This is a genomic window from Pseudophaeobacter sp. TrK17 (genome assembly GCF_042192375.1).
GTDB lineage: Bacteria > Pseudomonadota > Alphaproteobacteria > Rhodobacterales > Rhodobacteraceae > Pseudophaeobacter.
This window is the reverse complement of the sequence record NZ_CP071700.1, coordinates 4,188,448-4,210,382: the sequence shown is the minus strand read 5'-3', so window position 1 is coordinate 4,210,382 and position 21,935 is coordinate 4,188,448. Positions and strand designations below refer to the sequence as shown.

Here is a 21,935-nt window from a genome sequence, read left to right as displayed (position 1 = left end):
TGTTGCCAAGGCCAGGGTTGCAGCGGGTCGGCCCAAAACCCGGCCTCTGTCAGCGGCCCTGCCAAGCGCAACGGCAGCTCAGGTCACAGCCGCCACCAGCGTTCGGCGATACGGCCATCGTCCAGCGCGGATTGCTGCCCCACCACGCGGGGAATGCCCACATCTGATCGGGTCGCCAGGGCCATGTCCTCAGCCGAGGGGTGATAAAGAAAGCCACCGCATTTCAACAATTCGGCTGGCTGCGGCAGGGCTGCCACATCGACAAAGCCATCGCGCAGGGCCTCAGCCCGGACAGCGGCATCGGGAATGACAATCACCTCAAGGCTATCAACCCAGCCGGCCTGACCGTCTTTATAGTGTCCCACCACCTTGGTGGCGCGAAAATGCCGCCCGTCCTGGGCGCGTTCAACCTGGTAACAGCCGCTGCCCACCAATTGTGCCAGGGGCACATCGACCGCCCCCTGTGGCGCGATCACATGGTCCGGGCCTGCCAACAGATAGGGCAGATGCGGATTGGGCTGGGCCAGTTGAATTTCAACCCGGTACAGATCCAGCGCGGTCACTGACATCTGGTCAACCATCTGGTCAGCCCCCGCGACAGAACGCCCCTGCAGCGAAGCCACAACATCTGCAGCCTGCAGCGGCGTGCCATCGTGAAACGACACATCCTGGCGCAGATCAAACCGCCAGACCTGTGCGGCGTCACGGCTTTCCCAGGCGGAGGCCAGTTCCGCCCGCAGCAGCCCATCCGGGGCAATCTCGGTCAGACAATCCAGCACCGCCCCACGGGCCACCAGATCCAGCAGGCCGCTTTCCCGTGGCAAGGCTAGACGCAGTGCGCCGCCTGCCCGCGGTGAGGCCGCAAGCGAGGTTCCAGTGGCCGCCAGCAAAGCGGCAGCGGCACCAGAGGTAAAAAGGGCGCGGCGGTCGATACGGGTCAAGGCAGCAGTTCCTCGGCAATGCGGTCCATGGCCAGCACCAGCTCTGCGCTGATTCCCGGCTCTGACAAAGCATGCCCTGCATTGCGCACCATGATCAATTCCGCATTTGGCCACAGCTCATTCAGCTTCCAGGCCGACACAGGCGGGCAGATCATATCATAGCGCCCCTGCACAATGGTGCCCGGAATATGCGAGATCCGGCCCATATTGGCCAGAATTTGCCCATCAAAATCGAGAAAACCGCGATGGGTGAAATAATGATTCTCCAGTCGGGCAAAGGCACGGGCATAGTCGCCGGGGCCCTCAATCGAGGTGCCGTTGGAATGGATCGACGCCAGCGCATTTTCCCAGGCCGACCAGCTGCGGCCAAGCCGGACCTCTTCGCTGCGGTTGCCTGAAAACAGCCGTTTGTTATAGGCCGCGATCAAATCGCCGCGCTCAGCCTCGGGGATAGGGGCGACAAATTTAGCCCAGGGCTCTGGCCAAAACCGCCCAGCGCCGCCACCGTAAAACCAGTCCAGCTCGGCGGCGGTCATCAAAAACACCCCGCGCAGTATGATCTGCATCACCCGCTCAGGGTGGGTTTGCGCATAGATCAGCGACAAGGTGGCGCCCCAGCTGCCGCCAAAGACCAGCCAGGTCTCAATCTGCAGCTGCCTGCGGATCTCCTCCATGTCGGAAACCAAATGCCAGGTGGTGTTATCCTCGCAGGAGGCATGGGGCTGCGACCGTCCACAGCCGCGCTGATCGAACAGGATAATCCGGTAGACCATGGGATCAAAATAGCGCCGCATCGCCGGGCTGCTGCCGCCACCAGGGCCACCATGACAGACCACCACCGGGATCCCCCGCGGGTTCCCCGATTGCTCCACATATACTTTGTGGCCCTGTCCTACCTCCAGCATCCGCTGGTCAAAAGTATCAACCGGAGGATAAAGATAATGCACTGCGCGCTTTTGATCCGAGAATTTGTCCATTACTGACCTAGATGACATCATAGCGTACAAAAGAACATACGGAGACAGGAATGCAAGCGCCTCAATCCACGGTCGACCCGGCAGAAATCGCAAAGTTTGAGGCGATGGCAGCCGAATGGTGGGATCCCAATGGCAAATTCAAGCCGTTGCACATGCTGAACCCCTGCCGTCTGGACTATATTACCAGCCAGATTGCCGGAGAATTTGACCGCGATCTGACTCAGCCAGAACCGTTCAAAGGGCTGCGCCTGCTGGATATTGGCTGCGGCGGCGGCCTGCTGTGTGAACCCATGGCGCGTCTTGGCGCCGAGGTCACCGGCGCCGATGCGGCAGCGGGCAACCTGCCTGTGGCGCGACTGCATGCGGAACAGACCGGCCTCACCATCGACTATCGCCATACCACCGCTGAAGACATGGCCGCCGCAGGGGAACAGTTTGATGTGGTTTTGAACATGGAGGTGGTCGAGCATGTGGCAGACCCCCTGAGCTATCTCACCGCCACCCGTCAGCTGCTGCAACCCGGCGGGTTGGAGATCTGTTCAACCATCAACCGCAATCCCAAAAGCTATGCCATGGCCATTTTTGGCGCTGAGGTGGTGATGCGTTGGCTGCCGCGTGGCACCCATGAATGGCATAAATTCATCACCCCGGACGAGCTGGTGGAGCTGCTGCAAAAGGCCGGGCTGACGCCGGTAGACCGCAAGGGATTTGTGTTTAATCCGATAAGCTGGAAATGGTCGATCTCGGACCGGGACCTGTCGGTCAACTATGTTACCGCCAGCATAAAAGAGCGCTAAGGCGCAGAACCTCTACCCTGGGACACCTTGATGATGCGACCCACCTATCCTTTTGGATAGGTGGGTCGTAATCTTTTGCCACCTTTGGAAATCGGCTCAAAACAAATAAGGTAATTATGACTTACCTTTTAGGGCTTGTTCTTTTATGGCCCGTTTCAAAGTCCGTGTCACAGCGCTCAGTCTGGCCAGCATATGGCCACCAGACCGAAGCGCCCAGTTGAACCCATATGCCAAAGCGCATTATTGCTTTGGTTCTGCCACCACTCACATCTCGACAGTGGGTTCAGTTGGACACAAAGGGATGCCTGACCCAAACTGACATAGTTTGGCACTGGCATCCCTTTTTCAATTTGCAGTCCAAATTGTCGGAAAAGAATTAGGCTGTGGATTCCAGTTTTGCCCGCAGCTCACGCAGAATCGGCAGCGTCGCGCGGACACGGTCGCCACCAAGATCATTCACCACCTCGGAAATCAGCGGCACAATGCTGGCCAGGGCTGCGTCACGGGCCTGGCGACCCGCCGGGCTGATCGCCACCATCTTGCGCCGGGCATCGTCCCAATCCGGGCGGATATGGATATAGCCCGCCACTTCCAGCTTGTTCAGCGTATTGGTCATGGCGCCGCGCGTGACGTGAAAGGCCTTGGCCAATTGCGCCGGAGAGCGTTCGACCCCTGTGCGAGTCAGGTGATTGAGAACAGAGAAATGCGACAGTTCCATTCCCTTGGGTAAGGCTTTGCTAAGACGCGAGCGCGCCAGCTGGTCCGCCATCAAGATCTCGCTAAACAGCGAGACCGCCAGAGAATGGGATTCTTCCATCAGGGTCCGTTAAACTCTCGATCATGGGTCAGCGCAGGGACACGCCTGCGTGCTTCTGCCACTTTTCCCATATCAAGATCAACGTAACTTATCCCCGCAGCCCTGCCCGCGTCCGACAGAATTTCACCCCAGGGGGCAACCACTAAGGAATGACCGTAGGTTTTTCGCACCGCGCCCCTGCTGGTTTTATGGGTCCCCGTCTGCGCAGCGGCCAGCACGTAACACCCTGTCTCAATCGCGCGGGCCTGCAACAATGCGTGCCAATGGGCCGCACCTGTAACCGGCGAAAAGGCCGCCGGGGCGATTAGAATTTCAGCTCCTGCCTGGGCCAGGGCCCGATGCAGATGTGGAAAGCGCAGATCATAACAGATGGTCAGCCCCAAAGTACCAAAAGGGGTCTTGGCCACAACAGCGCGGTTGCCTGGCCGATAGCCATCAGATTCCCGAAAGGTCTCTTCCGGGGTGACCTCGACATCAAACATATGGATCTTGTCATAGCGCGCGGTGATCTCCCCCTGTGGCGAGATCAAAAACTGACGATTGGCAAAGCGGCCATCCCCGTCGTGGGTTTTGACCCCAAATGAGCCCAGCGACAGCCAGATGTTATGGTCAGCGGCACTGGCACACAGGGCAGCAAGCGTCGGGTCGTCTTCTTCAAGACACAGAACCTCTTGCTGATGCGCCCGGCTTAGGGAAACGCAATTGCTCACCTCTGGAGTGAGAACAAACCCGGCGCCGTTTTCAACCGCCTCAGCGATCAGGCGCTGAAGCAGGTCAAGGTTTTCACTGGGAGAGTCGCTCGATGTGATCTGCAACAGGGCGGCGCGCATCAGGGGTCCCTTCCGGTACTATTATCTGAGATTCAGGCGGCGAGCAGTGGATCCAGCTTGCCTGCTTGCTCCAGCGCATAGAGCTCATCACAGCCGCCCACATGGGTATCGCCAATAAAGATCTGCGGCACGGTATAGCCGCCATTAGCGCGCTGGATCATCTCCTGCTTACGGCTCGGGTTGGTCAACACGTTGACCTCGGAAAATTCCACGCCTTTCTGGTTCAGCAGGCGTTTGGCCGCGTGGCAAAAACCACAAAGTGGCGAGGTGTAGATTTCGACCGATTTCATGCGGGTCTCCATTTGTCAGGTTGTCTCGGTTCTGAGCCATATGGGCCCGCATTGCAATCATTGCCAGTCACAGCACGCCCGGATCACGCCCGTGTGACCCGCGCCAGCACCGCAACCCGCACATCGGCTGCCCCGGCAGCACGGCAGGCATCGGCGCAGGCCGTCAGGGTCGCACCCGAGGTCATCACATCGTCCACCAGTAAAACCACCCGCCCCTGCATCAAGGTGCGATGCCGAGGGTGCGCCACAATGGCCTGGTTCAGCGCCGAAAACCGCTGCGCCCGGGTTTTGCCCTCCAGGCTGGGGGTCACTTTTACCCGCTTTAACATATCCGGCCAATGGTCCAGCCGCGCCTGGCGCGACAGGTGTTCAGCCAAAAGGGCAGACTGATTATACCGCCGTTTCAACAGCCGCGACCAATGCAGCGGCACCGGACACACCAAAGGATTGTCCCGCAGCAGCGGCGCCGCGGCCCGTTCGATCCAGCTCGCGGCTGGCGCCGCAAGATCGGTGCGATCGCCATGTTTCAAGGCCATTACCAGATTGCGGGCCTTATCCTTATACAGCATCGCCGCCCGGCCCTGGCTCCAGGGGCGGGCCATCGACATACATTCATCGCAGTCTAGGCGGTGCCCGTCCTCATCACCCGGCAATGGTACACCGCAGCCTTCGCAGACCGTGCCACTAATGAAGTGAGCCTCCCCCCAACAGGTGCCACACAGGCCAAAGTCCTGCTCAACCAATTCATCACAGCCCAGACATTTTGGGGGATAAACAAGCGAAACAGCGGTTTGAAACTGCGCGCGCAACATCTAAATAGCCCCCATGACGCAAGCACCCAAATCACAGCCAGAGCTGTTTGACCGCCAAGCATTGGCAATCCATCGCACCCGCCACCAGCCTGAGGCATTGTTCCTTCACGACCTGGCACGGGATGAGGTTGAAGATCGCTTAACATTGGTTAACAGGACCTTTACGAAACCTGCGATTGTTTCACCTTTTGCTAATATTTGGCGAAATAGCTTCCCAGAGGCCCGGATTGTGCCCGATGAGGAGGTGCTGGACCTCACTCCTGGCGCCCATGATCTGGTGATTCACGCGATGGGCCTGCATTGGGCCAATGATCCGGTTGGGCAGCTGATTCAATGTCGGCGTGCCCTTGCCGAGGATGGGCTGCTGCTGGCTGTGATGCTGGGTGGGCGCACCCTACACGAACTGCGTAGCGCCCTGGCCGAGGCTGAAACCCGTGTGACCGGCGGGCTGTCGCCGCGTATTGTCCCCATGGGGGAGGTTCGCGATCTCGGCGGCCTGCTGCAACGGGCCGGATTTTCCTTGCCGGTTGCAGATGTCGTTCCCCTGACAGCGCAATACCGTGACAGCCTGCACCTGATGCAAGAGCTGCGCGCCATGGGTGAGGCCAATGCCTTGAACCAGCGCCTGAAACACCCCAGCCCCCGCGCTCTGTTTGCCCAGACCGAGGCGATCTACCGGGAGCATTTCGCCCTGGACAACGGCAAGCTGCCCGCCACATTCGAGCTGGTCTGCCTCACCGGCTGGTCGCCGTCTGAGACCCAGCAGAAACCCCTGCGCCCCGGCTCTGCCAAGATGCGCCTGTCGGAGGCGCTGAAAGTGCCAGAGACAAAATTGCCCAAATAGGCCCGCAACCGCGCCAATAAGAAAAACAAATCACTGCGCCAATATGATCCAATTGGCCTTTGGCACCGTAACGTCATAGATTATGGCAAAGTGTGACCCACGCCATGGTTTCCACAAGCAACGCTTTGCCGCAAATACAGGACCACCGCCCCTATGTTGGATTCTTCCGCTCCCGCCACCTGCCCCGCCCACGCGCCAGCAGATCATCCAAAGATCAAAGGCGAAAAGGTCGGCATCCTGCTGGCAAACCTCGGCACTCCGGATGATTACAGCTATTGGCCGATGCGCCGCTATCTGGGCGAATTCCTATCGGACAAGCGGGTGATCGACTACCCATCCTGGAAATGGCAGCCGCTGTTGCAATTGATCATCCTGACCAAACGGCCATTTTCCTCGGGCGCGGCTTATAAATCGATCTGGAATCACGACAAGGGCGAAAGCCCGCTAATGACCATCACCAAAGACCAGACAGCCAAGATGGCTGAGGTGATGTCCCAGCGGTATGGCGATCAGGTCATGGTCGATTACTGCATGCGCTATGGCAACCCGTCGACGAAATCCAAAGTCCGCGCCATGGTTGAGGCCGGATGCCAAAAGATCCTGTTTGTGCCGCTCTACCCGCATTATGCTGGTGCCACATCCGGCACTGCCAATGACCAGTTCTTTCGCGCCCTGATGGAGGAAACCTGGCAACCGGCTGCGCGCACGATTCAACCCTATTTTGACCAACCCTCCTATATCGAAGCCCTGGCCCGCTCGGTGGAAGAGGCCTATGGTAAGGCCGACAAACGTCCAGACATTCTAGTGGTCTCCTACCATGGCATGCCAAAACGCTATCTGATGCAGGGGGATCCCTACCACTGTCAGTGTCAGAAAACCACGCGACTGCTGCGCGAGCGGCTCGGATGGGACGACACGCAGATCACCACCACGTTTCAATCGGTCTTTGGCCCAGAGGAATGGCTGAAACCCTACACCGTTGATCACGTCGCCACCCTGGCCAAAGAAGGCAAGAAAAACATCGCGGTAATGGCCCCGGCCTTTTCCGCCGACTGCATCGAGACCCTGGAAGAAATCAACGAAGAGATCAAAGAGAGCTTTGAAGAGGCCGGCGGCGAGGACTTCCTCTATATCCCCTGCCTCAACGACGACGACGACCATATCGCGGTGCTTGCCGGCGTCATCGAGAATAATCTCAAAGGTTGGCTGGACTAATCTCCCCTCCCTGGTCCAAATAGGATCCAATATTGGACTGCCAGTTTTCGGCAGACGGGGAGACGATTATAATGAACCTACAGCACTGGGCTGATGCCCTGAATTCCCATTGGGGCATCACCGCAGATCTGCGCCGCTTGGACGGCGAATATGATCTCAACTTCATGGCTACAGACACAGAGGGCACCGGCTATATCCTCAAGGCCATGCGCCCCGGCTGCGAGGCCTGGCTGGTCGAGATGCAGGTGCAGGCCTTTCAACATATCGCCACCCGCAACCCGGATCTGCCCTGCCCACGGGTGATCCCTGCCGCTGACGGTGCTGCCATGCTGTCTCTACCGGACGCAGAGGGCGCTGCGCGGTTGTGCTGGGTGCTCGAATGCCTGCCCGGCAAATGCTACGCCAATACCGCCCCCAAAACCCTGTCGCTGATCCATGAGGTCGGCGCGGTGCTGGGCGGCGCGGGCAAGGCTCTGGCCGATTTCCAGCACCCCGGATTGCAACGCGATTTCAAATGGGACCTGATGCGCGCCGGCTGGGTAGGCTCTGAAATCGACTCTATTGCGGAGCCCGCCAGACAGAGCCTTATTCGGGAAATCGACACTGATTTCGCCAAGTTAGAGCCTGTTTTGGCGACCCTCCCCAAGCAGGCCATCCACAATGATGCCAATGATTACAACATCATGGTCACGGGAGAGCTGACCGAGCCACGCCGGGTTTCGGGCCTGATTGATCTGGGCGATATATGCGCCGCGCCGCGTGTCTGTGACCTGGCAATTGCCGCCGCCTATATCGTGCTGGATCATACCGATCCCGAGGCGGCGCTGGCGGCATTGGTGGCAGGTTATCACAGCGCCTATCCGCTGAGCCCGCAGGAGGTTGATCTGGTCTATCCGTTGCTGCGAATGCGACTGGCAGTCAGCGTGGTGAATTCGACCCTAATGTCGGCGGAAAACCCCGATGACCCCTATGTGACCATTTCCCAGGCCCCCGCCTGGCGCTTTCTCGAAGGAGTGGATATCCACCCCGGATTACTGTCGGCGCGGCTGCGGGCCGCCTGTGACATGCCAGTCGTGGATGGTGCCGATCGTGTCATGCAATGGATCGAGTCTGAGCGGGGGAATTTTGCCAACCTCATGGGCGAAGACCTGTCTGATGCCCCCATGGGCTCGCTCTCGGTAGAAAACTCCACCTGGCCGCAGAACCCATTCCACATGCCCCTGGCCGAGGCCGCGCGGGTTGGGGAAGAATTCGAAGATGGCGGCAAGATCTGGCTGGGGTATTACCACGAGCCACGGCTGATCTACGCCGAACCCGCCTTTCGCAAAGGGCCCTACAAGGCCAGCAACCGGCGCACCGTACATCTGGCAGTGGACGCCTTTGCCCCGGCTGGCACGCCTATGTTTGCGCCCCTGGCGGGCGAAGTCTTTGTGGTGGAAAACCGCACTGGGCATCTTGATTATGGCGGGGTGATCATTCTGCGCCATGTGACCCCGGCGGGAGATCCGTTTTACACGCTTTACGGCCATCTAAACCCCGAATGCTGCTCCCGGCTCAAGGTTGGCGACCAAATCGAGCAAGGCGCCGCGTTCTGCCGCCTGGGCGATGCCAGCATGAATGGCGGCTGGGCGCCACATGTGCATTTCCAGCTGGCGCTGACCACCCAAGGGATCGAGGCCGACTGGCCCGGCGTTGGTGACCCGGACGAGATGTATCTGTGGCGGGCCGTCTGCCCCAATCCGGCGGCGCTGCTGAACCTGCCAGATGACAAGTGTCGCTATGAGCCCACCAGCAAGGAGGCGATCCAACAGGATCGCAAGGATCATTTTGGCGGCAATCTCAGCCTCACCTATGCTGATCCGGTGATGCTGGTGCGCGGCTGGAAACACCATCTTTTTGATGAATGGGGGCGCCCCTACCTGGACGCCTATAACAACGTGCCCCACGTCGGCCACGCCCATCCCCGCATTCAGGCCATAGCGGCGGACCAGCTGAAACGGATGAACTCCAACACCCGCTACCTGCACCCGGCGCAAACCGCCTTTGCCGATAAGATCCTGTCCAAGCTTCCGGACCATTTGGAGGTGTGCTTTTTTGTCAATTCCGGCAGTGAAGCCAACGAGCTGGCTCTGCGATTGGCCCGCGCCCATACTGGTACCAAAGGCATGGTGACGCCAGATCACGGCTATCACGGCAACACCACCGGGGCGATTGACGTCTCTGCCTATAAATTCAACGCCAAGGGCGGCATTGGCAAATCCGATTGGGTCGAGCTTGTCGAAGTTGCGGATGACTATCGTGGCAGCTATCGCCGCGACGATCCTGAACGGGCGCAGAAGTTTGCCGATCTGGTCGATCCCGCCATTGCCGCGTTGCAACAGCGCGGCCAGGGGATTGCCGGTTTCATCGCTGAGACCTTTCCCTCGGTTGGGGGCCAGATCATCCCGCCCAAGGGCTACCTGCCTGCGGTCTACGACAAGATCCGCGCCGCGGGGGGCATTTGTATCGCTGATGAGGTTCAGACCGGATTGGGCCGTCTGGGAGAGTATTATTTTGGCTTTGAACACCAGGGCGCCAGCCCTGATATCGTGGTCATGGGCAAACCCATTGGCAATGGCCATCCCATTGGCGTGCTGGTCACCACCCGCGCCATCGCCGACAGCTTTGCCAAGGGGCCTGAGTTCTTTTCGACCTTTGGCGGCTCAACACTGTCCTGTCGCATGGGCAAAGAGGTTCTGGATATCGTGGATGACGAAGCCCTGCAGCAGAACGCCCGCCTGATGGGCGCAGAACTGATCACGGGCCTCACGGCATTGCAGGACAAACACGCCAGCATTGGTGATGTGCGCGGCATGGGGCTGTTTCTGGGGGTAGAGCTGATCACCGAGGATGGGTCTGAGGCGACGCAGATCTGTTCCTATGTGAAAAACCGCATGCGGGACCATCGTATTCTGATCGGCAGCGAAGGGCCAAAGGACAACATCCTCAAAATCCGCCCGCCTTTGACCATTGATAGTGAAGGGGTCGAGATGATTCTGGCCGCTTTGGACAGCATTTTGTCCGAGGTCGCGCAGTCCTAGAAACCGGACTTGGGGCTGTTTCCGTGCTGCTCAGCACGGGCAGCCTCAGCGCTCCTAGACAGCAAGCGCACAATAAAAAAGGCGGTGATAAATCACCGCCTTTTTAAAGTCGTATGCACAGCAATTAGCTGCTTGCAACAGCAGCGCCAACCAGGACGAGCAGCAGCAGTGGCAGCAGGATGCCGCTGGAAGAGCTGGTTGCAGCTTCTTCGATTACTACGGGCTCAACGATTGGCTCAGCCAGGTTGCCAGCAGAAGCGGTGGATGCAGCGGCGGTCAGTGCGGCTGCGAGTACAAGTTTGTTCATGTTAACCTCCAGAATTAGCGCAGACCCAAAAATGGCCTACGCACCCAAGACTTACCTCGTGATTTTTTCTAACCAGTAAAGCCCCAAGATTGCAATTGCTTGTTGGTGTTTTCCAGCTTTCGAAACGCTGCATGTCGTCAAATAAGCAACACTTGCGTACCCACTTTCGCCATCTCAAACAGCTCGGCGATATGCTCGTTATAGAGCCCGATACAGCCATTGGAAGATCTGCGGCCAATCTTGCGCGTATCGTGGGTTCCGTGGATCCGATAGTACTTCCAGCCCAGATATAAAGCATGTGTTCCCAATGGGTTATCAGGGCCGGGGGGAATGTAGGCGGGCCATTCCGGATTGCGCTTACGCATATTCGGTGTCGGCGCCCAGCCGGGCCCGTCTACTTTACGGGTGATTGACGTTCGCCCCCGACGGGTCAGATCGTTTGACAGCGGCACAGATGAGGGGAAAAGTCTGTAGTTATTCCCATCTTCAGACCAGTAGTGCAGAGCGCGGCTGTCGATATCCACAAGAATCGCTCCCTTGCGCAGATGATCAAAGTACGGCTGCCAGCGTTTTGCCCGAAAAGCAGAGATATTTCGCTTTACCGGCGGTTCTGGTTCGGGCGGCGGGCGCAAGGGGTCAAAGGCTTGTTCTTCCTCAGGTTCTGGCGCCACTTGGGACAAGGCAGGTGAGGCTACCATGGCTGCAGTTCCAGCAAGGAACTGCCGACGGGAACCGCCGTTGAAAAAGGATCGTGTCATCTGAAATTTCCTGCTCATTATAATCCAGGCTGCCCACCATAGTATGGCCTGAAAGCCGCAGTCGCAAATCAAACCATGAAATATCTGGGCAGATTGGTGCAGGCCTGTTTGCGCAGCGACTGCTTGATAGGCTAAGTGCTTGGACGAATGATAGAGCGAGACTTGTGATGAAGCGTGTATTTTTATTTCTGATGGCCGCCACTCTGGCGCTGGCAGCGGCCTGCACGCCGACGACTGAAAACGGAAGCGGCGGCAAGGCTTACCGCATCCGAAACGCCGACAAGGTTCAGCTGCGGATGCTGGATTCGGTCAATGCGCTACGCCAGGCTGCGGCCGCACCAGCGATACAGCTTAACGCGCAGCTCAATGCTGCTGCTGCAACCCATTCTCGTGACATGTCGGTGCAAAACCGACCCTGGCACTTTGGCTCCGATGGGTCCTCCCCATTGGACCGGGTTGCGCGGACCGGATATACTGGCTCAGTTCTGGGTGAAAACATCTCTGAAACCTATGAAAATGAGCTTCAGACGCTCACCGCCTGGATGGAAGAGGCAAGCACCCGCGCGGTCATTTTGGACCCCAAGGCAACCCAGATGGGCTTTTCCTGGTTTCAGGAATCCAATGGCAAGATCTGGTGGACGCTGGTGACGGCCAACTAGGCCAGGAATCACCACAACAGAACAGCAAAAAGGGGCCACCAGGGCCCCTTCTTTTTTGGATGAATACAGGTGTTCTGCGCGGAACTATGCCCGCAACGCGATAGGTGTGCCGTCTCGGACCATGGCATAGATCTCTTCGATTTCTTGGTTGCGCACTGCGATACAGCCTGCTGTCCAGTCAGACACCCGCGCGGCCCGCTTGCGCTCTTTTTCGCTGTTCGGCTCACCGTGAATAAAGATCTCACCACCGGGGCGTTTGCCCAGCGACTGAGCATAGGCGCGATCGGCTGCGTTTGGATAAGAGATACCAAGGGACAGATGGAACGCGCTGTTGGGGTTGCGCCGGTCAATGCGATACAGTCCTTCGGGGGTTTTTCCATCGCCTTCGACTTGCTTGTGACCAAGCGGCGCAAACCCGAGGTCCATCTTATATTCCCGCAGGATGCCTTCGCCGTTCAACAAATAGACCTTGCGGGCGCCCTTGTTGACCACAACGCTGGTCACCTCTGGCCCGTGATAGGTCTTGAAACGGCTCACGTAATTGCTTCTGCCGCAGCCCGCCACTGCCAGGCTGGCAACTGCACTTAATCCAAATGCGCGTCTGTCCATGTGTTTTTCCTGTACCGCCTGCTCGTCTTTTTAGCGCCATACTCCGAATCGGCAAAATATCAAAATCACAACTTGCTGTCTGGTTGCTCGCCGGGCACGGATTCGGCGGATTTCACTGCCGCAAGCTGCCCCTCGATTGCCTTCAGGCGTTCCAGGACTTCGTCACGGTAGGCATCTGTCCGCTCCCCTTCTTCGGCTGAGTGCGCATCCTGCATCGAGTTTACAATCAGACCGACCAGCAGGTTCACCACCGCAAATGTTGTCACCATGATAAAGGGCACAAAGAACGCCCAGGCATGGGGATAAACCTCCATCACCGGCCGCACGATCCCCATGGACCAGCTTTCCAGCGTCATGATCTGAAACAGCGAATATCCCGATTGCCCCAAGGTGCCGAACCACTGCGGAAAGCTGGCGCCAAATAGTTTGGTCGCCATCACCGAGCCAATGTAGAAGATGATCGCCATCAGCAAAAAGACCGAGCCCATGCCCGGCAGCGCGGTGACAAAGCCCTCAACCACCCGGCGCAGGCTGGGGGCAACGGAAATCACCCGCAACACCCGCAGGATTCGCAAGGCGCGCAGCACTGAAAACCCCTGTGCACCAGGAACCAGGGCGATACCCACGATCACAAAATCAAACAGGCTCCAGCCGCTCAGGAAAAACTTGAAGCGCCGCACGATCAGCTTGAGCAGGATTTCGACGATAAAGACACCCAGGCAGATCTTGTCGATCAGATGGATCAGCTCACCGGCCCGCGCCATCGCAACTTGCGAGGTTTCCAACCCCAGGGTCACCGCATTGACCATGATCACCGCCATGATGAAGCGGGTAAATCGAGTGTCTTCCAAAAGTCCGTTCAGGCGATCAATCACAGTCATCAGAATCTATCCGGCTCTGCTCATCAGGGTAAAATTGCATCAGTCATCCAGCGTAAAGCTGGCAACAACTTCGGTATGGGCTGACCATCTGAACTGGTCAACAACCTGCACCCAGTTGAGCATATAGCCGGCTGCCACCAGGGTCTTGGCATCACGGGCAAAGGTCACCGGGTTGCAGGAAACATAGGCGATCACCGGTATCCGCGATTCGGCCAACTGCGCCACCTGGGCCTCGGCCCCGGCGCGGGGCGGGTCAATCACTGCCGCCTCAAAAAAGGCGCCAAAGGGTTTCAGGTCTTCGGGCAGCAGCGGATTGCGGAACAGATCCCGCACATCGGCGGTGAGCTTTTTCAGCCCCTTCCCCTGACGCCAGCCCAAATTCAGCGCCTCGATCATCGCGGGCTCGCTTTCCAGCGCCAAAACTTCGGCATGGGCTGCGAGGGGCAGCGAAAAAGTACCGCAGCCCGCAAAGAAATCAACGATGCGCTTGGCGCCTTTGGTGATCTCCAGAACGCCAGCCAGCAACGCGGCTTCGCCGTCACGGGTCGCCTGCAGAAAGGAGCCCGGCGGCGGACAGACCCGCGCGGAGCCAAAGGCTTGCAAGGGCGGTTGTTCCATCGCCACCTGCTCATCCTCCCAGGTCAGACGCGCAACCCCGTGTTGCCCCGCCAGTTCAGCAAGCGCGCTGCGCAGGGTGCTGTCCAATGGTTTGCCATCCCGCACCAATACGTCCAGCCCGGTTTCAGAAGTGGTGAGCGTCACAGAAAGTGGTGTCTTGCGGCTGGCGCCAGTCATCGCCAGGGCCTCGGCCAGGGGGATGGCGGCGATCAGATCCGGGTCCAGCAACTGGCAATCCGGGATCGGCGTGATCACCCCAGAGGCCCGCCCGTGAAACCCGGCCATGGCCCCCTTTTTGGTGCGCCGTACCGCCAGAGTAGCGCGGCGTCGCGTCTGCGCGGGCGAGGTATGGATGGGGCGGAATGTGGTCTCCACCCCCTGGGCCGCCAGCGCCTTTTCCACAATTCCCAGCTTCCAATCGGCAACAAACCCATCGCTGGCGTGCTGCAGCTGGCAGCCACCGCAGGATTTGTAGTGGCGGCAGGGCGCCTGAATACGGTGCTCGGACGGGGTCTCGATACGGATATCGGTCAATTGTGACCCCTCTTGCACGCCGCTCACCTGCTCGTCTGGCAGGGTGCGGGGGGCAAAAAGCGGGCCATGGGCGACTCCGTCACCTTGGTGGCCGAGTCGAAGGATGGTTGCTGTGGTTCTGGCTACATCTGTCATTCAGGCTAGATAGCGACTGCGGCCTAATGAAAAAAGGACAAAACCCGACAAACGCAGAGAAAGCCGGGTTTTATGCGTGCAGGCCGCGGTTTTGGCAAAATCACTCGGCGGCGGCGCTGTCCTCGGCATCGGTGCAGATAAACCCACCCGACTGGCGCGCCCAAAACTGGGCATAGAGCCCGCCCAAATCCAGCAATTCCCTATGGCTGCCAATTTCGGCAATCTGCCCCTGTTCCATCACGATGATCCGGTCCATTTCGCTCAGCGTAGACAGGCGATGCGCAATAGCCAGCACCGTCTTGCCCTGCATCACCCGTTCCAATGCGGCCTGGATCAGCGCCTCGACCTCGGAATCCAGCGCAGAGGTGGCCTCATCCATGATCAGAATCGGAGCGTCCTTCAGAATCGCCCGCGCCAGAGCAATCCGCTGCCGCTGCCCGCCTGACAGTTTGACCCCCCGTTCGCCAAGAAAGGCATCATAACCCTGACGTCCCTGCCCGTCTTCGAGATCGAGAATGAACTCATGTGCCTCGGCCTGTTTTGCCGCTGCGATCAGTTCTGCCTCGCTGGCATCGGGCCGACCATACAGGATGTTATCCCGCGCCGACCGATTGAACATCGCGGTTTCCTGAGTGACCATGCCAATCTGACCGCGCAGGGAATCCTGCGTCACCCCGGCAATATCCTGCCCGTCGATCAGAATCTTGCCACCTTCCCCGTCATAGAGTCGCAACAACAGCGACACGAGGGTCGATTTCCCCGCCCCCGAGGCGCCAACAATGCCCAGTTTTTCACCCGGTTTGATGGCGAGCGAGATATTGCGGATGCCGCCCATATCGCGGCCATAGGCAAAGGCAACATCATCAAAGCTAATCGCCCCTTCGCTGACCTGCAACGGCTCTGCAGTTTCGATATCTTCGACCCGATCAGGGCGGGACAGGGTCTTCATGCCGTTTTCGATCTCCCCCACATTCGAGTAGATCGCCATCAGGGTGAAACTGACCCAGCCGGTCATCTGGGCGATACGGATCGAGACGGCTCCGGCGGCGACGATATCGCCCTCGCTGGCCATACCGTTGCGCCACAACAGCAGGGTGGCGCCGATCAAAAGCACCGGCAAAAGCCCCGCAAGGGTCATCAAGCAAAACCGGAAACTGGCGGCCAAATAGCCAAAGTCCAGTGCGGTATCGCGGAATTTCGCCATCGCATCCTGGGCGCTGCGTTCCTCATGGGTGGCATGGGCGAACAGCTTTACCGTCTTGATGTTGGTGATGCTGTCCACCACCTGCCCGGACACCATCGCCCGCGCACCTGCGCGTTTGCCCGACCGTTGGCGCACCCGCGGCAGGAACCAGCGGATCAAGGCAAAATACCCCACCAGCCAGACCAAAAACAACAGGGTGATGCGGCTATCAATCGCCCCAAGCAGCGCCAGCGAGCCCAGCAATGAAGCCAGGGCAAAGGCCACCACATTGATCATCTCGGTCGCAACCGAGGTCACCGCCGAGGCCGTTTGCATCTGCTTTTGCGCAATACGTCCCGCAAAATCATCGTCAAAGAACCGCACCGACTGGCCCAACGTCCAGCGGTTAAGCCGCGACAACACCAGCGGGTTCACATTCGGCTGTACAATGATGGCATTAGACGCCGCAGAAAGCCCAAAAAGCACCGGGCGAACCAGCATGAAAAAGCCCAGCGCCCCCAGAATCACCAGGATATTGCCGCTGCTGAAAAACGCATCCGGCCCGCTGGCCAGGGCGGTGTCGATCACCAGCCCCAGGAAAAAAGCGGTTCCCGCCTCCATGGCGCCGGCAAAGGCAGAAATCGCCGCCGCTAGAAAAAGCATCGGCCAGGCTCCGGCCAGCACCCAACGCAGGAACCCCCCCAGTTGTTGTGGCGGTGGTCCCTTGGCCGGTTGGAAGGCGTCGATCAGATTGCCTAGTTTCATTCAGCTGCCTCGATATTCAAAAATCCGCCGGACTGACGCGCCCAGAACTGGGCATAAAGCCCTTGAGCCTGCAACAGCTCCTCGTGGCAACCTTGCTCTGCGATCTTCCCGTCATCCAGTACCAGAATGCGGTCCATCTGTGCGATGGTGGACAGCCGATGTGCAATGGCAATCACCGTCTTGCCCTCCATCATCCCATAAAGAGTCTCCTGAATGGCGGCTTCGACCTCGGAATCCAGCGCCGAGGTGGCCTCATCCAGCAGCAGTATTGGCGCATTCTTCAGGATCACCCGCGCCAGAGTGATCCGTTGACGCTGGCCACCAGAAAGCTTGACGCCGCGCTCGCCCACATGGGCCTCATAGCCACGCCGCCCCTGTGGATCCTCCAGATCCAGAATAAACTCATGTGCCTGCGCCTGTTTGGCTGCCGCCAGGATCTGCTCCTCGCTGGCATCCGGGCGCCCATAGAGCAGGTTATCGCGCACCGAGCGATGCAGCAGGGCGCTGTCTTGCTGCACCATACCGATATTGCTGCGCAGACTGTCCTGGGTGATGCTGGCGATATCCTGACCATCAATCAGGATCTGCCCTGCATCCGGATCGTAAAACCGCAACAGCAGTTTGACCAAGGTCGATTTTCCAGCACCCGAACGCCCCACCAGACCAATTTTTTCACCCGGCTTGATGGTCAGGTTCAACTGATCCAACCCGCCAGCCTCGCGGCCATAGTGATGCGACAGATCTTTTAGCACCACCTCGCCCTGGCTCAGACGCAGGGGTGCGGCATTGGCGACATCCACCAGATCAATGGGCTGGGCGATTGTCTCCATGCCCTCGGCCACCACGCCAAGCTGCCGAAAGAACGAAGTCAGCGCCCACATGATCCAGCCGGTCATGGCGTTCAGCCGCAGGGTCAGCGCCGTTGCAGCCGCCACCACCCCGGCAGAGGCAGACCCGATCATCCACAGATGCAGCGCCCAGCCGACAACCCCAACAATCAGCAACCCGTTCAAGCCCACCAGAACCCCGTCCATCACGGTGAAGATGCGCATTTCCTGCTGAAAGGTCTCGCGGGTCTTTTCAATCGCGTCTTTGGCATAGGAAAGTTCCCGGTCATCATGGGCGAACATCTTGACCGAATGGATATTCGAATAGCTGTCCACCACCCGGCCAGTCACGGTGGACCGCGCATCCGAAGCCGCCTGGCTGGCCGGTCCCACCCGCTGAATCGTCCAGCGCACAAGAACCCCATAAAGCACAAACCAGATCAGCAACGGCAGCATCAGTCGCGGGTCTGCCACCGTCAGCATGATTGCCGCGCCCACCAGATAGGCCAGCGAAAAGGTAATGGCGTCAAAGACCTGAAACACCACCTCGCCCGCTGCAGGCGGCGTCTGCATGATGCGGTTGGCAATCCGGCCGGCAAAATCATTCTCAAACCAGGACACCGACTGGCGCAGCACATGTTTATGGGCCCGCCAACGGATCAAGGTGCCAAAGTTCGGCAAAATGGCGTTGTTGAGCAGCAAGACATCCGCCAGCTGCAGCAACGGGCGCAACACCAGGATGAACAGCGCCACCAGGATGAGCTCGGTGCCATAGCTCTGCCAGACCTGCTCTGGTGGGTTGGACAGCAGATCAACCACCCGCCCCATGTAGTAGATCAGACCAATTTCGATTGCGGCCACCACCACCGACATGCAGGCAGTCAGGATAAACACAGCTTTGAACGGCTGAGAATAGGCCTTCAGAAAGGGCCAAAGCCGGGTCGGCGGTTGATCCGTTTCCGGATAGTCGCAATAGGGGTCGATAAGGTTTTCAAAAAAACGAAACATGACAGTGTGCTCCAGTTACTTGAGCAAATAGGGAATGCAAAAATGCAGACAAGAGGCGTGACCGTGCCCCCCTTCAAACGGGTGGTACGGCGTTAGCTAAACCAGATCCCGTAGTACATTCGCATTCCTCCCGGCATGATTGTTTTGGCTAAGGCAGAAATAGTCATAAATTCCATCGTCTGTCACCCTCAGATTTTTGGCCCGCATGGCAAAGCCCGGTGTCTGTGGCGTTATTTCAACTGTTGCAGCAGCTCTGCACGGTCCAAGGTAAACCCCGACGCGATCCAGGCTTGCTCGAGCTGTTTCAGGGCTGTGCCCAGCGCCGCACCCGAAAGATCAGGCATCAGATCAGCCGCTACAATCGGAAAGATCGCTTCGGCGCCACGCACCAAATCAGTCTCTAATTCAGGCGAAATTGGCTGTTCCAACAGTGCTGCTCGCAACAGGCAGGCACTGTGGGCCAGATCCCGCCCCAGCCGGTAGCTCAGCTCGGTCGCCGTGGCAGAGGCGCTGACGGCATCGCGCAGCTGCTCCAGCTGGCGGGCCTCTGCCTTGCTCAATCGCAAATGCCCCTGCATCTCAGCGCCGCCCAGCGCTGCCAGGCGCCGCACCGGATCAACCTGTGCACCGGCCTCCAAATGAATGAGCGGTGCCAGCGCCCGGTCATCTGCGCCCGGCAGAATTTGCCCCAACACACCGATCTGGCGCATCACTGCAATCGCCGGGGCTGGGTCGGGCGCACCGAGAAGTTTCAACAGCTCAGCCGTGACACGTTCCAGCGACAGCTGCGACAGCCCCTCAAGATTGGCAGCAATCGCGGCCAGAGCATCCGGGTCAAAGCCGGCGTCGGTGTCGCCATACCAGGCGTGAAACCTGAAATAGCGCAGGGTGCGCAGGTAGTCTTCGCGAATGCGGTGTTCAGCGGTGCCAATAAACCGCACCCGGCGCGCTTTCAGGTCTGCCATACCCCCCAGGGGATCGACGACTGTGCCATCGGGGCGCGCATAGATCGCATTCATGGTGAAATCGCGGCGCGCGGCATCCTCGGCGATCTCTTTGGAAAAGGCCACCACAGCGCGACGGCCATCCGTTGCAACATCTTTGCGAAACGTCGTCACCTCGTGGGGGATCTGGTTTTGCACCAGCGTCACCGTGCCATGGTCAATCCCGGTTGGAATCGCCTTGATTCCTGCGGCTTTGGCCAGGGCCACGACCTCATCTGGGGTGGCATCGGTGGCAATATCAATGTCGGAAACCGGCACCCCCATCAGGGCATTGCGCACACAGCCGCCAACAAATAGGGCTGCCGCCCCCCGCTCGGTCCCCTCTGCGGTCAAGGCCGCGCAAACAGCCTGGGTTGCTGGATCCGTCAGCCAAGGCTGCCCCGCCAATAGGGTCATTGCTGCAGTGCCCCGGCAAGATTGCGCAGCATCCGCGCCGTGGCGCCCCAAATATAATAGGGGCCAAAGGGCACCGTGTAATAATGCCGCCGGGTGCCACGCCAACTGCGTGAGGTCACGATATAATTGTCCGGGTCCAGCACATGGCTGAGTGGCACCGAAAAGACCTCGGCCACTTCCCCGGCTTCGGGGCGAATATCAAAGGGCTCATGCAGCAATGCCACCACGGGGGTCACCTGAAAGCTGGTGACGGTCTCGTGGCTGGGCAAAAGGCCGATGACCTCCGGCAGGTCATTGGGTAGACCAATCTCCTCCCAGGCCTCGCGCAGGGCGGCGGCAGTGACATCGACATCACCCTCATCCACCTTCCCACCGGGAAAGGCGATCTGGCCAGGGTGGTGTTTCAACGCCGAGGATCGTTTTGTCAGGATAACCCGTGGCGCGTCTTCCACCAGCGAGATCGCCACCAGAACCCCGGCTGGGCGCAGCCTGCGTTCTGGTGGAAGGGCGAGATCAGGGTTGAGATCAAAATCCGAAGATCCTGCCCCCTGATCCGCCAGCACGGCTTTCAGACTGCGCCGCAGCTCACTCATCGGTAGCAGTTTCCGCTTCAAAGCCAACTGTTTTTGGGTCCAGATCATAATGCGCACTGCAGAACTGACAGTCGGCTGTTACCCGGCCCTCATCCGTCGTCATGGTGGCAATATCCTTGGCCGAGTAGATCGACAGGCTTTGACGGACGCGATCCTCGGAACAGGTGCAGCCAAAATGGACCGCCTGCGCATCATAGACCCGTGGCTCTTCCTCGTGGAACAGGCGCAAAAGCAGCTCTGTTGGGGTCACTGAGGGACCAATCAGCTCCAGCTCTTCGACGGTGTTCAGCAGGGTGTTGACGCGATTCCAGTTTTCCTCAGCCTCGCCTTCGACCAGATCCGCAGCCCGGAGCGTGGCTCCGCTGCCCTCTGCATCGGCGGCCACAAAAGGCGAAGCCTTTGGCATATGCTGCATCATCACGCCACCGGCGCGCCAATGTTCGGCAACACCGGGGCTGGAGGATTTCCCATAGGTGAGGGTAAAGGTCGTCGGCAGCTGCTCGGACTGGGCAAAATAGGCGCCAGCACAGGCAGCCAGCGATTCGCCATCCAGCGCGGCAATCCCCTGGTAGGGTTTGGTGTCTTCGCCCTGGTTGATCATCACGGCAAAATAGCCTTCTCCCACCTGATCAAACGGCGCGGAATCGGTCAGACGCTCTGCATCAAAGCTGGCATAGGCACGAATGCGGGCCGGTTCGCCCTCGCTCGCCGGGGCGTAATAATCGGTGGCGATCATCCGCACCGGGCCCTTGGACTGAATCTGCAGCGACAGTTTCCAGCGCAGCTTGATCGTTTGCCCGATCATCGCGGTCAGCAGTGCCATTTCAGCCACCAGGGCCTCGACTTGGGGCGGATAGTTATGTTGTTTCAAAATGCCATCAAGCGCGGAATCAAGCCGCACCACACGGCCCCGCATATCAGATGCATCAAGCTGAAAAGGCAGGACGGTATCGTCCCATGCGATTTTTGATCCAAGAGTCATGTTTGATCCAACGGTCATGGGGGTTTCATTAGGAGCCGATGATTGGCATATCGAGCCTATATAGGGTTTTCCA

The 21,935-nt window shown here is 58.9% G+C and carries 21 protein-coding genes; 5 read left to right on the top strand and 16 right to left on the bottom strand.

Going from position 1 to position 21,935, the window contains the following annotated elements:
- Positions 1-83 precede the first annotated feature (83 nt).
- A complete protein-coding gene (locus JZI28_RS20095) occupies positions 84-941 on the bottom strand; it encodes an ABC transporter substrate-binding protein (RefSeq protein WP_375698743.1) in 858 nt (285 codons plus the stop codon).
- Positions 938-1,918: a prolyl aminopeptidase gene (gene pip / locus JZI28_RS20090; RefSeq protein ID WP_295449554.1), complete on the bottom strand. Its 981-nt coding sequence runs from the start codon at positions 1,916-1,918 to the stop codon at positions 938-940. The genes JZI28_RS20095 and pip overlap by 4 nt, the downstream gene beginning before the upstream one ends.
- 50 nt (positions 1,919-1,968) lie before the next feature.
- Here pip and ubiG point away from each other — a divergent pair, with 50 nt between their 5' ends.
- Complete coding sequence (gene ubiG, locus JZI28_RS20085) at positions 1,969-2,715, top strand: bifunctional 2-polyprenyl-6-hydroxyphenol methylase/3-demethylubiquinol 3-O-methyltransferase UbiG (protein WP_375698742.1); 747 nt, start codon at positions 1,969-1,971, stop codon at positions 2,713-2,715.
- Positions 2,716-3,091: 376 nt separating this feature from the next.
- Here the strand turns inward: ubiG and JZI28_RS20080 are convergent, their stop codons facing one another.
- The 4 genes from JZI28_RS20080 to JZI28_RS20065 form a co-directional block, all read right to left on the bottom strand.
- Positions 3,092-3,532, bottom strand: a complete 441-nt coding sequence (locus tag JZI28_RS20080; protein ID WP_295449547.1) for a MarR family winged helix-turn-helix transcriptional regulator — start codon at positions 3,530-3,532, stop codon at positions 3,092-3,094.
- Positions 3,532-4,362 (bottom strand): carbon-nitrogen hydrolase family protein, encoded by an 831-nt coding sequence (locus tag JZI28_RS20075; protein ID WP_375698741.1) that lies wholly within the window; start codon positions 4,360-4,362, stop codon positions 3,532-3,534. Before JZI28_RS20075 ends, JZI28_RS20080 begins: the two co-directional genes overlap by 1 nt.
- A gap of 32 nt (positions 4,363-4,394) precedes the next feature.
- On the bottom strand, positions 4,395-4,652 hold the full coding sequence (grxC, locus tag JZI28_RS20070) for a glutaredoxin 3 (RefSeq protein ID WP_295449541.1): 258 nt from the start codon (positions 4,650-4,652) through the stop codon (positions 4,395-4,397).
- Between the two features lie 83 nt (positions 4,653-4,735).
- Positions 4,736-5,464 carry a ComF family protein gene (locus tag JZI28_RS20065; RefSeq protein ID WP_375698740.1) on the bottom strand — a complete coding sequence of 243 codons (729 nt, stop codon included), beginning with the start codon at positions 5,462-5,464 and terminating at the stop codon, positions 4,736-4,738.
- A 13-nt stretch (positions 5,465-5,477) separates the two neighbouring features.
- Between JZI28_RS20065 and JZI28_RS20060 the strand changes: the two genes are divergently transcribed.
- From JZI28_RS20060 to JZI28_RS20050, 3 genes are all read left to right on the top strand, one after another.
- Positions 5,478-6,308, top strand: coding sequence for an SAM-dependent methyltransferase (locus JZI28_RS20060; RefSeq protein ID WP_375698739.1), 831 nt, complete (start codon positions 5,478-5,480; stop codon positions 6,306-6,308).
- A 153-nt stretch (positions 6,309-6,461) separates the two neighbouring features.
- Positions 6,462-7,523, top strand: a complete 1,062-nt coding sequence (gene hemH / locus JZI28_RS20055; protein WP_375698738.1) for a ferrochelatase — start codon at positions 6,462-6,464, stop codon at positions 7,521-7,523.
- A gap of 71 nt (positions 7,524-7,594) precedes the next feature.
- A complete protein-coding gene (locus tag JZI28_RS20050; protein WP_375698737.1) occupies positions 7,595-10,603 on the top strand; it encodes an aminotransferase class III-fold pyridoxal phosphate-dependent enzyme in 3,009 nt (1,002 codons plus the stop codon).
- Between the two features lie 124 nt (positions 10,604-10,727).
- Here the strand turns inward: JZI28_RS20050 and JZI28_RS20045 are convergent, their stop codons facing one another.
- Together JZI28_RS20045 and JZI28_RS20040 are read right to left on the bottom strand one after the other, a co-directional pair.
- Positions 10,728-10,910 carry a hypothetical protein gene (locus JZI28_RS20045; protein ID WP_009810308.1) on the bottom strand — a complete coding sequence of 61 codons (183 nt, stop codon included), beginning with the start codon at positions 10,908-10,910 and terminating at the stop codon, positions 10,728-10,730.
- 137 nt (positions 10,911-11,047) lie between these two features.
- Positions 11,048-11,668, bottom strand: coding sequence for a L,D-transpeptidase (locus JZI28_RS20040; protein ID WP_375698736.1), 621 nt, complete (start codon positions 11,666-11,668; stop codon positions 11,048-11,050).
- A 167-nt stretch (positions 11,669-11,835) separates the two neighbouring features.
- Here JZI28_RS20040 and JZI28_RS20035 point away from each other — a divergent pair, with 167 nt between their 5' ends.
- Positions 11,836-12,327 (top strand): CAP domain-containing protein, encoded by a 492-nt coding sequence (locus JZI28_RS20035; RefSeq protein WP_375698735.1) that lies wholly within the window; start codon positions 11,836-11,838, stop codon positions 12,325-12,327.
- An 84-nt stretch (positions 12,328-12,411) separates the two neighbouring features.
- On the opposite strand, the gene JZI28_RS20030 is transcribed toward JZI28_RS20035, so the two are convergent.
- The 8 genes from JZI28_RS20030 to JZI28_RS19995 all read right to left on the bottom strand — a co-directional run bounded on the left by JZI28_RS20030 (position 12,412) and on the right by JZI28_RS19995 (position 21,862).
- Entirely contained in the window at positions 12,412-12,936 is a 525-nt protein-coding gene (locus tag JZI28_RS20030) for a murein L,D-transpeptidase family protein (RefSeq protein ID WP_353396406.1), read from the bottom strand.
- Positions 12,937-13,001: 65 nt separating this feature from the next.
- Positions 13,002-13,817 (bottom strand): ion transporter, encoded by an 816-nt coding sequence (locus JZI28_RS20025; RefSeq protein ID WP_375698734.1) that lies wholly within the window; start codon positions 13,815-13,817, stop codon positions 13,002-13,004.
- A 39-nt stretch (positions 13,818-13,856) separates the two neighbouring features.
- On the bottom strand, positions 13,857-15,104 hold the full coding sequence (locus JZI28_RS20020; RefSeq protein ID WP_375698733.1) for a class I SAM-dependent RNA methyltransferase: 1,248 nt from the start codon (positions 15,102-15,104) through the stop codon (positions 13,857-13,859).
- A gap of 100 nt (positions 15,105-15,204) precedes the next feature.
- Positions 15,205-17,052 (bottom strand): ABC transporter ATP-binding protein, encoded by a 1,848-nt coding sequence (locus tag JZI28_RS20015; protein WP_375698732.1) that lies wholly within the window; start codon positions 17,050-17,052, stop codon positions 15,205-15,207.
- Positions 17,049-18,887, bottom strand: a complete 1,839-nt coding sequence (locus JZI28_RS20010; RefSeq protein WP_375698731.1) for an ABC transporter ATP-binding protein — start codon at positions 18,885-18,887, stop codon at positions 17,049-17,051. Before JZI28_RS20010 ends, JZI28_RS20015 begins: the two co-directional genes overlap by 4 nt.
- Before the next feature lie 230 nt (positions 18,888-19,117).
- The gene (locus tag JZI28_RS20005) at positions 19,118-20,287 is read right to left on the bottom strand and encodes a CCA tRNA nucleotidyltransferase (protein ID WP_375698730.1); all 1,170 of its coding nucleotides are present in this window, start codon (positions 20,285-20,287) and stop codon (positions 19,118-19,120) included.
- Complete coding sequence (locus tag JZI28_RS20000) at positions 20,284-20,880, bottom strand: CoA pyrophosphatase (protein WP_375698729.1); 597 nt, start codon at positions 20,878-20,880, stop codon at positions 20,284-20,286. Before JZI28_RS20000 ends, JZI28_RS20005 begins: the two co-directional genes overlap by 4 nt.
- On the bottom strand, positions 20,873-21,862 hold the full coding sequence (locus tag JZI28_RS19995; RefSeq protein WP_295449978.1) for an Hsp33 family molecular chaperone HslO: 990 nt from the start codon (positions 21,860-21,862) through the stop codon (positions 20,873-20,875). Before JZI28_RS19995 ends, JZI28_RS20000 begins: the two co-directional genes overlap by 8 nt.
- Positions 21,863-21,935 lie beyond the last annotated feature (73 nt).